Source organism: Mycobacterium sp. IDUB_5 (genome assembly GCF_055419565.1).
The window spans coordinates 740,024-754,387 of the sequence record NZ_JBVAXX010000002.1; the positions used below are offsets into that span (position 1 = coordinate 740,024).

Sequence of the window (14,364 nt, forward strand, 5' to 3'; positions counted from 1 at the left end):
GTCCTCAACGCGTGTGACGAAAGCCACACTCGTGATATATTAGAACGCGGCGCAGTGATACACCACCTGGTCGAGCGAAATTTACCGAGGGAAACGTGCTGGAAACGCTGCGGGCGTCAGCCCCGGTAGCCCATGCGTTCGGAAACCGAGGCCGCCGCGGCCACGACTGCCGGAACCACCTCGCGGGCGCGGGCGTCGTCGAGTCGATACACCGGGCCCGAAACGCTCAGCGCGGCGATGACGATGCCGGCGTGATCCCGGATCGGTGCCGCCACGGCGGTCAGCCCGTGTTCCAGCTCCTCGGTGGACACCACGTAGCCGTCGGCCGCGATCACCGCCAGTTGGCGTTCGAGCTCGTCGAGGGACGTGACCGTGCGGTCGGTGTATCGGGTCAGGCGGGCCTCGGAGAGGACATCGCGGCGCGCTTCTGCAGACATGTGGGCCAGCAGGATCTTGCCGCTGGAGGTGGCGTGCAGCGGGGTCAGCTCGCCGACCCAGTTGTGGCTGCCGACCGACCGCGGACCGCGGGCCTGATCGACGTTGACGGCGTAGTGCGACCGCAGCACTGCGATGTTGACGGTCTCCCCCAGCTCGACGGCCAGTCGCTCACAGATCTCCCGGCCCTGCTGGGTGATGTCGAGCTGGCCGGACACCGCGTTGGACAGGCGCAGCAGGCCGAAGCCGAGACGGTACTTGCCCCGATCGTGCGCCTGCTCGACCAGCTCGTGGTCTTCGAGCGCCGACAGCAGCCGCGACACCGTGGATTTGTGTACGCCGATCTCGTTGGCGAGTTCGGTGACGCCGACCTCGCCGAGGCGGGCCAGGATCTCGAGCACGGACACTGCGCGGTCGACGGACTGCACACCTCCGCCCGAGTCGGAGCTCCCGCTGCTCATCGCAGCGACACTACCGGGGCGGGGACGGTGCCCTCATGGCGCGCTGCCGAAGATCGCAGCGGTCCAGACGTGGGTGAGCGAGCGATGCACGTCGTCGGCAGTGTCGAGACCGTAGCCGCGCAGGAATCGCTCCAGAACGCGTTCGTTGAGCGAGAGCAGCGAATGCGCGAGATCTCGCGAGGAACACCCCGCTTCGTGCCCGCGGTGCTCGTCGATGTAGGCCGCCACGAAGTCCTCGTAGCGGGTCAGCCACGATTCCCAGATGGCTCGCGTGTCGGCATTGGCGTCCCGGGCGTCGAGCATCGCCTTAAAACTGTTGCGCTGTGCGACCCAGGACTCGACGGTGTGCAACAGAACTCGCGAGAGGTTCTCGCGGGGGTCGCCGCTTCCACCCAGAACTTCAGCGGCATCGCTGATCTGAGCATCGAAGATGCCGGCCAGCAGATGCGTCACGGCCTCGTTCTTGCTGCTGAAGTAGAAGTAGAACGCCGACCTCGCCAGCCCGGCTTCGCCGGCGACGTCGGCCACCGAGACCTCGGCCAGTGACTGCCTGTCGAGTCGGTGCGCGAGGGCGGCCAGCAGCCTGGATCTGCGTTCTTCCCCGCGCGGCTGCGGACGCTGTGTGCTGCGTCCCGACGGCCGCGCCTCCGAATCAACGGCCGTGCGATCAACGGCCATGCGATCAACGGCCATGCGTCGACGCCTGCGGGATGCGGCCGGTGAGCCTCACGGGGCCCTGCCGCGCCGCCCGGCGGGCGCCTGCCGGGAGTTCCCGCTTGCGCATGTCGCGCTCGTAGTCGAAGTAGTCCACCTGCTGCGTGTGCCGCGGCCGATCCGCGAAATGGCCGATGTACTTGCGCTCGTCGGCAGCGATGGTCGCGTGCATCTCGCGGATCGACGGCGGTCGATAGGTTCCGCCGAGGTAGGCCGCGGCCATGCGGGCCTGGCATTCGACGAACGGGAACAATGTGGGCAGCGCCTGGGCGAAGCCCACGAAGATCAGGTCGTCGAGCTCGGGCTTGAGTATCCGCTTGTACAGGGGCAGCTTGTTGTTCGGGGCGCTGAGGAAGTCGGGATCGAAGAACGGGAACGTGATGTTGTAGCCCGTGGCGTAGATGATGACGTCGGCCTGCACCGACGATCCGTCGACGAAGTGCACCGTGTCGCCGTCGAGGCGTTCGATGTTCGGCTTGGCGACGGCGTCGCCCGCGCCCAGTCGCATCAGCAGTTCGGCCGACTGCGTCGGATGTGCCTCCAGGAAGTGATGATTGGGCGTGGGCAGTCCGTAATGCTCGGGGTTGCCGAAGAGCAACCGGGGAACCGGCCGCATCAGGCGGCGCTGCCACGACAGCGGAATGACCGGCAATGTCCTGGCGATCTTGTCCGCGGTCACGCCGAAGATGTACTTCGGCACCACCCAGGCGCCCGAGCGGGTGGACAGGTAGACCGTGTTCTGCCATGCCTTCTGGGACAGTTCGGAGACGACGTCGGCCGCGGAGTTCCCGATTCCGACGACGATGATGCGCTTGCCCTTGAGGTCCAGGGGCTCGGTCGGGTCGATGTAGGCGTGCGAGTGGATGGTCTCGCCGTCGAAGTGGCCGGGGAAGTCGGGGAATCTCGGGTCCCAGTGGTGACCGTTGGCGACCACCAACGCGTCGTAGTCGCGGCTGCGGCCATCGCTGGTGTCGATGCGCCACCCGCCGCCCGGGTAGCGGTGTGCGTGCTGGACCGCGGTGTCGAAGCTGATCCGTTGCCGCAGACCGAAGGCGTCGGTGTAGTCGTCGAGGTAGTCCTTGATCTGGGAGTGGTGCGGATAGTCCGGCAGGCTCGGGTCCATCGGGAAATCCTTGAAGCACAGCAGATCCCGTGATGTGTCGATGTGCAGCGAGCGGTACGCGCTCGAGTGCCCGTTCGGGTTGCGGAATGCCCAGTTGCCGCCGACCCGGTCGGACGCTTCGAAGCAGTCGAAGTCGACGCCGGCGTCCTGCAGGTTCTTGGCGGTGGTGAGGCCGCTGATGCCGGCTCCGATGATCGCGGTGCGCGGTGTGCTGTGCATGTCGCTCCTGAGGGGATTGTGGCGTCGCTCACGCTCTCCGGACAACCTACGGAGAAAACCTGACAGCAGTCAAGATTTTGATGGGCAATTTCTACGGCACGTTCGAATACTTGCCCGGCTCCCCGCACAGGTTGACCACTGATGTCCGGCACTTTAGGTTGGTATATCAGTTGTTGATCAATCATCAAGGAGTGGCCACGCACATGGGATCCCCTCGCGTCGTGATCATCGGTGCCGGCATCGTCGGCACCAACCTGGCCGATGAGCTGACCGCCCGCGGCTGGGACCGCGTGACGGTCCTGGATCAGGGGCCGCTCCCGCTGACCGGCGGATCGTCGTCGCACGCGCCGGGCCTGGTGTTCCAGACCAACTCCTCGAAGACCATGACGACGTTCGCGTCGTACACGGTGGAGAAGTTCCTCGCGCTCGACGTCGACGGCGCGTGGTGCTTCAACCAGGTCGGCGGCCTCGAGGTAGCGACCACCGAAGATCGGCTCGCCGAGCTGCATCGCCGCCACGGCTGGGCCACTGCGTGGGGAGTGGGCGCGCGGGTCATCGACCCGCAGGAGTGCGCCAAGCTCCATCCGTTGCTCGATCCCGCACGCGTCCTCGGCGGGCTGTACGTCGAGACCGACGGACTGGCCAAGGCGTCGCGGGTCGTCGTCGCCCTCGCCCGGCGCGCGCAGAGTCGCGGTGCCGAATTCCGTGGCTCGACGAAGGTGGTCGGGATCGAACACAGCGGAGGCAAGGTCACCGGCGTCGCGACGACGACAGGGACGGTGCCCGCCGACATCGTGGTGTCCTGCGGCGGATTCTGGGGACCCGAACTGGGCGCGCTCGTCGGTATGGAAGTGCCCCTGCTTCCCCTGGCACACCAGTACGTGAAGACCCACCAGATCCCCGAGCTGGCCGGGCGCAACACCGAGGCCTCCGAGGCCGGCTTCCCGATCCTGCGCCATCAGGACCAGGACCTGTACTTCCGCGAGCACGTCGACCGCCTCGGCATCGGATCGTATGCCCACCGGCCGATGCCGGTGGATCTGCGCGAGCTTCCCGACGGTGAGATCAGCTCGGACGCAATGCCGTCGATGCTGGCGTTCACCGAGCAGGATTTCGCGCCGGCTTGGGAGCAGAGCAAGCTCCTGCTGCCCTGTCTGCAGACTGCGACCATCGATTCGGGCTTCAACGGGATCTTCTCGTTCACCCCCGACGGCGCTCCGTTGGTCGGTGAATCGCCGGACGTCGCCGGATTCTGGATCGCCGAGGCGGTCTGGGTGACGCACTCGGCCGGTGTCGCGCGCGCCGTCGCGCAACTGCTGGTCGACGGCCGGTCCGAGGTCGCGCTGAACGGCTGCGACGTGCATCGCTTCGAAGAGGTGCAGCTCGACCCCGATTACGTCAGCGAGACCTCCCAGCAGAACTTCGTCGAGGTCTACGACATCCTGCATCCGTTGCAGCCCAAGGAATCCCCCCGCGATCTGCGTGTCAGTCCGTTTCACACGCGCCAGAAGGAACTCGGGGCGGTGTTCCTGGAGGCGGCCGGCTGGGAACGGCCGCACTGGTTCGAGTCCAATGCCGACCTCGTCGCCGAGCTGCCCGCGGAATGGCAACCGCCGCAGCGTGATCGGTGGACAGGCATGTTCCATTCGCCGATCGCCGCCGCGGAAGCATGGCGCACCCGGACGGCCGTCGCCCTCTACGACATGACGCCGTTGAAGCGCCTGGAGGTCACCGGACCCGGCGCCCTGGCGCTGCTGGAGCGGCTCACCACAGGCAAGATGGACAAGTCGGTCGGATCGGTCACCTACACACTGATGCTCGACGCCGCCGGCGGTGTGCGCAGTGACGTCACGGTCGCCCGCCTGGCGGCCGACACCTTCCAGATCGGCGTCAACGGCAACCTCGACCTCGACTACGTCCGCCGTCAGGCCGACGACAGCGTGGTCGTGCGGGACATCACCGGCGGCACCTGCTGCATCGGCGTCTGGGGTCCTCTCGCCCGCGATCTGGTGTCGGCACTGAGCCACGACGATTTCTCCAACGAGGGCTTCAAGTACTTCCGGTGCAAGCAGGTTCGCATCGCCGGTGTGCCGGTGACCGCGATGCGGCTGTCCTACGTCGGTGAACTCGGGTGGGAGCTCTACACGACCGCCGAACACGGTCTGCGACTATGGGATGCGCTGTGGGCGCAGGGCCAGCGCCACGGGGTGATCGCGGCGGGCCGGGCCGCGTTCAACAGCCTGCGCATGGAGAAGGGGTACCGCTCCTGGGGTACCGACATGACCACCGAACACAACCCCTACGAGGCCGGCCTCGGTTTCGCCGTCCGCCCGCAGAAGGACGGCTACCTCGGATACGAGGCACTCGCGGGCGCCTCCGACGACACCGTCGAGCGTCGGCTGGTCTGCCTGACCGTCGACGACGGCCAGTCGGTCGTCCTCGGTTCCGAACCGGTGCTGCTCGACGGTGAGCCGGCCGGCTACATCACCAGCGCGGCGTTCGGGCACACGGTCGGCACCCCGATCGCCTATGCCTGGCTGCCCGCATCGGTGACCGTCGGAACTCCTGTGGAGATCGCGTACTTCGACCGTCGGGTGGCGGCCACCGTCGTGGCCGAACCGCTCGTCGATCCCGAGATGGCGAAGATTCGCTCATGACACAGACATTCACGTTGACGCTGAGCTGCCCGCAGCGGCCCGGCATTGTGCACGCCGTGAGCTCGTTCCTGTTCTCCCGCCGCTACGACATCGCCGAACACCAGCAGTTCGACGACGACGTGAGCCAGTCGTTCTTCCTGCGCACCACGTTCTGCTGCCCCGACGACGGAGTGGACGCGGCCACTCTGGTCAACCAGTTCTCCTCGGTGGCAGCAGGTTTCGACATGACATTCCGGATCGACGGCACGCGACCGCCACGGGTGCTGGTGATGGTGTCGAAGCTCGGGCACTGCCTCAACGACCTCATCTTCCGTTGGCGTGCAGGGACTCTCGGTGGCGAGTTGATCGCGGTCGTGTCCAATCACGAGGTGCTGCGACCGATGGCCGAGGCCGCCGGCCTGCCGTTCGTGCACATCCCGGTGACGCCGAGCACCAAACCCGAGGCCGAAGCCGAACTCATGCGCGTGGTCGAGGACATGGACGCCGAGGTCGTGGTGCTGGCGCGCTACATGCAGGTGCTCTCCGACGAGACGTGCACCGCGCTACGGGGCCGCGCCATCAACATCCACCACTCGTTCCTGCCCGGTTTCAAGGGCGCCAAGCCCTATCACCAGGCCTACGACCGCGGGGTGAAGATGGTCGGCGCGACGGCCCACTACGTGACCCCGGATCTGGACGAGGGCCCGATCATCGAGCAGGAAGTCATCCGGATCGACCACTCCTACAACCCCGCTCGGCTCGCGACAGTCGGGCAGGATGCCGAGGCGCTCGCACTCTCCCGGGCCGTACGCTGGCATTGCGAGAACCGGGTGCTGCTCCACGGTCACCGCACCGTGGTGTTCCGCTGACGGTCAGACGACCCGATAGTCACACGACGGCACGGACCGCTTCTTCGAACCCGGTGACGTGAGCCAGCGCGATGGCGGCTGCCGCATCGCCATCGCCCCCGGCGATGGTCCGCAGCAGGGCGGTGTGTTCGCCGACGTGGTGGGCGACGACCGTGAGCCGGTCGAGGAACAGGCAGAAGATCCGGGTGGCCAGGTTGTCGTAGCGGATCAGGACGTCTTCCAGATGTGGGTTGCCCGCGGCGGTGTAGATGGCGCGGTGCACGCGCAGATCCCAACGCATGAGTTCGCGACGATCGATGGTGGCGATCTCGAGGGCCTCGGTCTGGTCGGCGAGCTCGAGCAGGTGCGTGCGCATCGAGGCCGATGCGTTCTCGGCGGCGGTGCGGGCGGCGACCGGTTCGAGGTTGACCCGGATCTGCGAAATGTGGCGCAGGTCAGCGACATCCACACCTGTGGCGAACGTGCCGCGGCGCGGGAAGGAGATGACGAGCCGGTCGGCTTCGAGGCGCTTGAGGGCTTCCCGCACCGGCGTGCGGCCCAGCCCCAGGCTCGCGGCCAGCTCGCTCTCCACGATCGCCTCGTTGGGCCGGATGTCCAGCATGATCAGTTTGTCCTGGATGATCAGGTAGGCCTGATCGGCCAGCGACAACGCGGCGAGATCGACCTCGCCGAGCGACTCCACTCCGACAACCGTCACCGACACAATCCTTTCGCTGGTGCGCCGATGATATATCAGTGTTTCGCCGACGTTACCGCAACACCGTCACAGCAACGCGCGGATGGCCTGCTCGAAACCGGTGACGTGCGACAGCGTCAGCGCAGACGCAGTCTCACTGTCACCGGCGACGATCGCGTCCAACAGAGCGATGTGTTCGCGGACGTGGGTGACGACGTCCGGGAGCCGGTCGAGGAACAGACACCAGATCCGGGTGGCGTGGGCGTCGAGGCTCACCAGCACCGCCTCGAGATGAGGATTCTGCGCCGCGCGATAGATCTCCCGGTGCACGCGCACATCGTGGCGCAGCACCTCCCGCGGATCGTCGGAGTCGCCGATCTGCTGGATACTGTCGGCGAGACCGGCCAGTGTGCGACGCGACTCCGGCGTGGCCACTCGCGCGGCGCGCGCGGCGGCCAACGGCTCCAAATGGTTTCGGATCTCCGAGATGTCGGCCAGGTCGGTCATGTCGACCGCGGTCGCGAACGTTCCGCGCCGCGGGTACGCGACCACCAACCGGTCCCGCTCGAGCCGTTTGAGCGCGTCGCGCACGGGGGTGCGACCGACTCCCAGTTCGGCGCCGAGCCGGTCGTCGTTGATGGGTTCGCCTGGCCTGATGTCGAGCATCACCAGTCGTTCCCGCACCGCTTCGTAGACACGGTCGGCCGTGCTCTCGACGCCGGCGTCGGCGTCGCCGGCTGTCACCACCGATGAAGTCATGACCGCTCCTCTGCGCGCTGTTGACGTGGACGCGAACTGATCCTAATCTATCCGACAGTTGATATATTAGTCACGTATCAATCGACTCAGAAGGGCCACCATGACCGTCGACACCGCTACCCCGGCCTCGGCCCACGGCGCCAATCCGATTCTGGGCGAAACCCTGGCCACCATCGATCATGAAGTGCACGAGGCGATTTCGGCGGAACTGGCACGCCAGCAGAACACGCTGGAGATGATCGCCAGCGAGAACTTCGCCCCGCTCGCCGTCATGGCTGCCCAGGGTTCGGTGTTGACGAACAAGTACGCCGAAGGCTATCCCGGTCGGCGGTACTACGGCGGGTGCGAGCACGTCGACGTCATCGAGCAGCTCGCGATCGACCGGCTCACGAGCCTGTTCGGCGCGTCCTACGCCAACGTCCAACCGCATTCCGGCGCGCAGGCCAACGCAGCCGTGATGGCCGCGCTACTCACTCCCGGCGACACCATCCTCGGGCTGACCCTGCCCCACGGCGGCCATCTCACCCACGGCATGAAGCTGAACTTCTCCGGCAAGCTCTACGATGTCGCGGCCTATCAGGTGGCCGAACATGACCATCGGATCGACATGGCCGAGGTGGAGCGGCTGGCCCACGAGCGCCGGCCGAAGCTGATCCTCGCCGGCTGGTCGGCCTATCCGCGGCACCTCGACTTCGCCGAGTTCCGGCGCATCGCCGACGACGTCGGCGCCTACCTGATGGTCGACATGGCCCACTTCGCCGGCCTGGTGGCGGCCGGCCTGCACCCGTCCCCCGTACCGCACGCCCACGTGGTCACCTCGACCACGCACAAGACACTCGGCGGCCCCCGCGGCGGTGTCATCATGACCAACGACGAGGCGTTGGCCAAGAAGATCAATTCCGCTGTCTTCCCCGGCCAGCAGGGCGGCCCCCTCGAGCACGTCATCGCCGCCAAAGCCGTGTCATTCCTGCTCGCCGCGCAGCCGGAGTTCCGTGAGCGCCAGGAACGGACGCTGACGGGCGCCGCGATCCTCGCCGATCGCCTGCTGCAGAAGGATTCGCGCGCGGCCGGCATCAACGTGGTGTCCGGCGGCACCGACGTCCACCTGGTGCTGGTGGATCTGCGCGATTCCGAGCTGGACGGAAAGCAGGCCGAGGACCGGCTGCACCGAGTCGGAATCACCGTGAATCGCAACGCCGTTCCCTTTGATCCGCGGCCGCCGATGATCAGTTCCGGTGTGCGAATCGGGACCGCGGCGCTGGCCACCCGCGGATTCGATCTCGACGGCTTCACCGAGGTCGCCGACGTCATCGCCGCGGCGCTGCGCCCCGAGGCCGACGACGCCGATCTCGACGCACTGCGCGCCCGTGTCGACGTGCTGGCGCGCCGCTTCCCGCTGTACCCCGAGCTGACGGAGACCGCACTGTGACATCACACGCGACGACATCACACGCGACGACATCACTTTCCACCCCTCCTGGCGCGCACCTACCCGACCATCCCGAATTCCTCTGGCGGACACCCGAACCGAAGAAGACCTACGACGTCGTCATCGTCGGCGGAGGTGGACACGGCCTCGCGACGGCACACTACCTGGCCAAGAACCACGGCATCACCAACGTCGCCGTGCTCGAGCGCGGCTGGCTGGCCGGTGGCAACATGGCCCGCAACACCACGCTGATCCGCTCCAACTATCTGTGGGACGAGAGCGCCCAGATCTATGAGCACGCACTCAAGCTCTGGGAGACCCTCGAAGAGGACCTGGACTATCCGATCCTGTTCAGCCAGCGCGGTGTTCTCAACCTCGCCCACAGCCTGCAGGACGTGCGCGACAGCGTGCGCCGCGTCGAGGCCAACAAGCTCAACGGCATCGATGCCCAGTGGGTGGGCCCTGACGAGGTCAAGAAGCTCTGCCCGATCGTCAACGTGTCCAGCGAGATTCGCTATCCGGTGCTCGGCGCGACCTACCAGCCCCGGGCCGGGATCGCCAAACACGACTACGTCGCCTGGGGTTTCGCCCGGCGCGCCGATCAGGCCGGAATCGACATCATCCAGAACTGCGAGGTCATCGGGTTCGAGACCGACGGTGACCGGGTGACCGCAGTGCGCACCACCCAGGGCACCATCGGGGCGGGCCGGGTCGCACTGTGCGCGGCCGGACACACCTCGACGCTGACCGACATGCTCGGCATCCGCACACCGCTGCAGAGCCACCCGCTGCAGGCTCTGGTCTCCGAGCTGCTGGAGCCGGTGCACCCGACGATCGTGATGTCGAATGCGGTGCACGTCTACGTCTCCCAGGCGCACAAGGGCGAACTCGTGATGGGCGCAGGCATCGATTCCTACAACGGGTACGGTCAGCGCGGCGCCTTCCACGTGATCGAGCGCCAGATGGCCGCCGCCGTCGAACTGTTCCCGGTGTTCGCCCGGGCCCATCTGCTGCGCACCTGGGCGGGCATCGTGGATGTCTGCCCGGATGCCTCCCCCATCGTCGGGCGCACACCCTACGAGAACCTCTACCTCAATGCCGGTTGGGGCACAGGCGGTTTCAAAGCCACCCCCGGAATCGGGTGGTGCTTGGCCGACACCCTCGCCACCGGCGAACCGCACGACTTCATCGCACCGTTCAGCCTCGACCGGTTCGTCACCGGCGCGCTGGTCGACGAACACGGCGCCGCGGGCGTCGCACACTGACGAAAGGTAAGCGACCCCATGCAACTCATCGAATGCCCGTCGTGCGGGCCCCGCGAGGAAACCGAGTTCCATTACGGGGGGCAAGCACACATCGCCTACCCCGAAGACCCCCAGGCACTGACCGACGAACAGTGGGCGCACTTCGTGTTCTTCCGCGACAACCCCAAGGGACTGTTCGCCGAAAGGTGGTGCCACAGCCACGGGTGCCGCCGCTGGTTCAACGCCGTGCGTGACACCGCCACCTACCGATTCCAGCGGACCTACCGCCTGGACGAGCCGAAGCCGACGATTCGATGACTTCATCATGTGATTCATTCCGCACCGCCGCGGGCGGTCGCATCGACCGCGACACCGCCCTCACGTTCACCTTCAACGACCGGGAGTACACCGGACACACCGGTGACACACTCGCCTCGGCCCTGCTCGCCCACGGTGTGCACCAGGTGGCCACGAGCATCAAACTCGGTCGCCCCCGAGGCTTCACGGCCGCGTGGGCCGAGGACACCGGCGGTCTCGTCCAGGTCGAGCACCCGTTCCCCGAGCCCATGCTGCTGGCGACCACCGTCGAATTGTTCGATGGCCTTGTCGCGCGCGGACTTCCGGGCCGGGGCCGGCTCGCCGAGATCCCCGACACCGCAAAGTACGACAGCACCCATGTGCACACCGACCTCCTCGTCGTCGGTGCCGGGCCGGCCGGGCTCGCGGCCGCACTGACCGCAGCCCGAGCCGGGGCGCGGGTCGTGCTGATCGACGAGCAGAGCGAAGCCGGTGGCTCCCTGCTCGGTTCTGCCGACGAGATCGCCGGTACCCCGGCACTGGACTGGGTCGCCGAGGCCGTCGCCGAACTCGCCGCCCATCCCGATGTGCTGCACCTGCAGCGCACCACCGCGTTCGGGCACTACGACGACGGGTTCGTGCTGGCGCTGCAACGGCGTACCGACCACCTCGGCGCCGAGGCGCCGGCCGGGATCAGCAGGCAGCGGGTGTGGCGGGTTCGCGCGCGCCACGTCCTCGTCGCGGCGGGCGCGCACGAGCGGCCGGTCGTGTTCACCGACAACGACCGCCCAGGCATCATGCTGGCCGCCTCCGCGCGGACGTTCCTGCACCGGTTCGGGGTGAAGGTCGGTGAGCAGCCGGTCGTGTTCACCACCAACGACAGCGCCTACCGGTCGGCGTTCGACCTGCACGACGCCGGAGTGAGCATCGTCGCGATCGTGGACGCGCGCGACGAGGTGAGCGCTCCGCTGCGCGATGCCTGTGCGGCGCGGGGTATTTCGCTTCACCCCGGTTCTGTGGTCACCGGCACCCGGGGTGATTCTCGCGTCACCCACGCCGTCGTCGGCCGGCCCGACGACGACACCGACGCCACGCTCATTCCGTGTGACGTGCTGTTGGTCAGCGGTGGCTGGAATCCCGCGGTGCACCTGTTCAGCCAGGCCCGCGGCACGCTGCGCTACGACGACACGCTCGGTGCTTTCGTCCCCGGTGAGCGTCTCGACGGGATCAGTGTCGCCGGCGCGGCCGACGGCGTGTTCGACCTTCCCGGGTGTGTACGCAGCGGACGAGAGGCCGCGGCGGCCGCCGTCACCGCACTGGGCCTGACCACTTCAGCGGAGCCCTTTGCCGCAGAAGCGGACCCCAGCGAGCCGCAGGCACCTGCCGCGGTGCTGTGGTACGTGCCCGATCCGTCGTCGGCGACGCGGCAGTTCGTCGACGTGCAGCGCGATGCCACCGTCGCCGATCTGGTCCGTGCCGTCGGCGCGGGGATGCGCTCGATGGAACACATCAAGCGCTACACGACCATCGGCACCGCACACGACCAGGGCAAGACCTCGGGTGTGGTGGCATCGGGCATTGTGTCGGCATTGCTGGGGACGCCGGTGGAGACGCTCGGTGTGACGACGTTCCGGCCGCCGTACACGCCGGTCGCGTTCGCCGCGCTGGCCGGCCGGGACCGCGGCAGCCTTTACGACCCGGAGCGGGTGACGGCGGTACACGACTGGCATGTCGCCGCCGGCGCCGTCTTCGAGGACGTCGGCATGTGGAAGCGGCCCCGCTACTACCCGCATCCCGGCGAGAGCATGGATACCGCAGTGCTGCGCGAATGTGCCGCTGTGCGAACCGGAGTCGGCATTCTCGACGGTTCCACGCTGGGCAAGATCGACGTGCAGGGCCCCGACGCCGGTGAGTTCCTCGACCTGCTCTACACGAACATGATGAGCACGCTCAAAGTCGGCATGGTCCGCTACGGCGTGATGTGCGGCGTCGACGGCATGGTCATCGACGACGGCACCGTGATGCGTCTTGCCGAGGACCGGTACATGGCGTTCACCACCACAGGCGGGGCGGCACGCATCCTCGACTGGATGGAGGAGTGGTTGCAGACCGAGTGGCCGAATCTGCGGGTCCGGCTGACGTCGGTGACCGAGCAGTGGCACACGTTCCCGGTCGTCGGCCCGAAGTCCCGCGACGTGGTCGGCGCGGTGTTCGGCGACCTCGATGTCAGTAACGACGCCTTCCCGTTCATGGCGTGGCGCGACACCGCCATCGACGGTGTGCACGTGCGCGTCGCCCGAGTCAGCTTCTCCGGTGAGCTGGCCTACGAGGTCAACGTCATGGGCTGGTACGCAACGGCGTTGTGGGAGAAGCTGATCGAGGCCGGCGAGCGGTACGGCATCACGCCGTACGGTACCGAGACGATGCACGTGCTGCGCGCCGAGAAGGGCTACCCGATCATCGGGCAGGACACCGACGGGACGATCACCCCACAGGATCTGGGCATGGCGTGGGCGGTGTCGAAGAAGAAGCCGGACTTCATCGGGAAGCGGTCTTTCACCCGCCGGGAGAACCTGAACCCACTGCGCAAGCAGTTCGTCGGGCTGCTACCCACCGATGCGGACACGGTCCTGCCGGAGGGTGCGCAGATCATCGAGTTCGCCGAGGACGGCCAGCTGCCCGCGCCGCCGGTGCCGATGCTCGGTCACGTCACGTCGAGCTATCGCAGCGCCGAACTCGGGCGCCCGTTCGCCCTGGCTCTGGTCAAGGGCGGTCGCGACCGCATCGGAGAAACCCTGCACGTCCCGGTCGACGGCACGCTGGTGCCCGTCGAAGTGACCGGTTCGGTTCTCGTCGATCCTGAAGGAGCTCGCCGCGATGGCTGACACCCTGACCCGCCGCAGTCCGCTGCGCTCCCACGAGTCGCGGCTGGCCGCGCTGCCTGCCTCGGCGGCGGTGACCGAGGAACCGTTCTTCACGATGGTGGACCTGTGGGTCGATCCGGTCGGCCCCGGGGGCACCGCCGCCGCGCACGTCCTGGGTGTCGACGCGCTGCCGACGGCACCGTCGACCGTCGTCGACGGACCCGATGGGTCGGTGATCTGGCTGGGTCCGCAGGAGTGGCTGGCCGTCTCGGCCACCCGCGGCGGCGAGGACCTGGAGGCCGCGCTGCGCGACGCCGTGAGCAGCCACGGTGGTGCGGCGGTGGACGTTTCGGCTCAGCGCACCTCGGTGCGGCTGCGCGGCGCCCACGCCCGGGCGCTGTTGGCCAAGGGGTGCTCGCTCGATCTGCACCCCCGGGTGTTCGGGCCGGGCAGCGCCGCGCAGACGATGCTCGGGCACGCCGGGGTGGTGCTGATGCCGATGAGCGACGACGCCACGGACTATCGCATCATCGTGCGGTCGTCGTTCGCGCGCTATCTGGCGGACTGGTTGATCGACGCCGCCGAAGAGTTCACCGCGTAGTTCTCCGCCCAAACCGACGTTTGGGCGGGAAAGTGCG

12 protein-coding genes are annotated in these 14,364 nt (G+C 67.5%); 7 read left to right on the forward strand and 5 right to left on the reverse strand.

What is annotated here, in order from left to right; genetic code table 11:
* Positions 1-116: 116 nt before the first annotated feature.
* The 3 genes from ACZY1G_RS08835 to ACZY1G_RS08845 are packed head-to-tail and all read right to left on the reverse strand — an operon-like array spanning position 117 to position 2,952.
* The gene (locus tag ACZY1G_RS08835) at positions 117-896 is read right to left on the reverse strand and encodes an IclR family transcriptional regulator (protein WP_463814985.1); all 780 of its coding nucleotides are present in this window, start codon (positions 894-896) and stop codon (positions 117-119) included.
* 33 nt (positions 897-929) lie between these two features.
* Positions 930-1,589, reverse strand: coding sequence for a TetR/AcrR family transcriptional regulator (locus ACZY1G_RS08840; protein WP_463822152.1), 660 nt, complete (start codon positions 1,587-1,589; stop codon positions 930-932).
* A complete protein-coding gene (locus ACZY1G_RS08845) occupies positions 1,579-2,952 on the reverse strand; it encodes a flavin-containing monooxygenase (RefSeq protein WP_463822153.1) in 1,374 nt (457 codons plus the stop codon). The genes ACZY1G_RS08840 and ACZY1G_RS08845 overlap by 11 nt, the downstream gene beginning before the upstream one ends.
* A 203-nt stretch (positions 2,953-3,155) precedes the next feature.
* On the opposite strand from ACZY1G_RS08845, the gene ACZY1G_RS08850 reads away from it, so the two are divergent.
* Together ACZY1G_RS08850 and purU are read left to right on the forward strand one after the other, a co-directional pair.
* Positions 3,156-5,609 (forward strand): GcvT family protein, encoded by a 2,454-nt coding sequence (locus ACZY1G_RS08850; protein ID WP_463822154.1) that lies wholly within the window; start codon positions 3,156-3,158, stop codon positions 5,607-5,609.
* Positions 5,606-6,457 carry a formyltetrahydrofolate deformylase gene (gene purU, locus ACZY1G_RS08855; protein ID WP_463822155.1) on the forward strand — a complete coding sequence of 284 codons (852 nt, stop codon included), beginning with the start codon at positions 5,606-5,608 and terminating at the stop codon, positions 6,455-6,457. The genes ACZY1G_RS08850 and purU overlap by 4 nt, the downstream gene beginning before the upstream one ends.
* Before the next feature lie 19 nt (positions 6,458-6,476).
* Here the strand turns inward: purU and ACZY1G_RS08860 are convergent, their stop codons facing one another.
* Positions 6,477-7,154 carry a GntR family transcriptional regulator gene (locus ACZY1G_RS08860; RefSeq protein ID WP_463814979.1) on the reverse strand — a complete coding sequence of 226 codons (678 nt, stop codon included), beginning with the start codon at positions 7,152-7,154 and terminating at the stop codon, positions 6,477-6,479.
* A 66-nt stretch (positions 7,155-7,220) separates the two neighbouring features.
* Positions 7,221-7,892, reverse strand: coding sequence for a GntR family transcriptional regulator (locus ACZY1G_RS08865; protein ID WP_463822156.1), 672 nt, complete (start codon positions 7,890-7,892; stop codon positions 7,221-7,223).
* 100 nt (positions 7,893-7,992) lie between these two features.
* On the opposite strand from ACZY1G_RS08865, the gene glyA reads away from it, so the two are divergent.
* The 5 genes from glyA to ACZY1G_RS08890 are packed head-to-tail and all read left to right on the forward strand — an operon-like array spanning position 7,993 to position 14,327.
* Positions 7,993-9,321, forward strand: a complete 1,329-nt coding sequence (gene glyA / locus ACZY1G_RS08870; RefSeq protein ID WP_463822157.1) for a serine hydroxymethyltransferase — start codon at positions 7,993-7,995, stop codon at positions 9,319-9,321.
* The gene (locus ACZY1G_RS08875; protein ID WP_463822158.1) at positions 9,318-10,586 is read left to right on the forward strand and encodes a sarcosine oxidase subunit beta family protein; all 1,269 of its coding nucleotides are present in this window, start codon (positions 9,318-9,320) and stop codon (positions 10,584-10,586) included. The genes glyA and ACZY1G_RS08875 overlap by 4 nt, the downstream gene beginning before the upstream one ends.
* A gap of 18 nt (positions 10,587-10,604) precedes the next feature.
* Entirely contained in the window at positions 10,605-10,883 is a 279-nt protein-coding gene (locus ACZY1G_RS08880; protein WP_463814975.1) for a sarcosine oxidase subunit delta, read from the forward strand.
* Complete coding sequence (locus ACZY1G_RS08885) at positions 10,880-13,747, forward strand: 2Fe-2S iron-sulfur cluster-binding protein (protein WP_463822159.1); 2,868 nt, start codon at positions 10,880-10,882, stop codon at positions 13,745-13,747. The genes ACZY1G_RS08880 and ACZY1G_RS08885 overlap by 4 nt, the downstream gene beginning before the upstream one ends.
* On the forward strand, positions 13,740-14,327 hold the full coding sequence (locus ACZY1G_RS08890; RefSeq protein WP_463814973.1) for a sarcosine oxidase subunit gamma: 588 nt from the start codon (positions 13,740-13,742) through the stop codon (positions 14,325-14,327). The genes ACZY1G_RS08885 and ACZY1G_RS08890 overlap by 8 nt, the downstream gene beginning before the upstream one ends.
* Positions 14,328-14,364 lie beyond the last annotated feature (37 nt).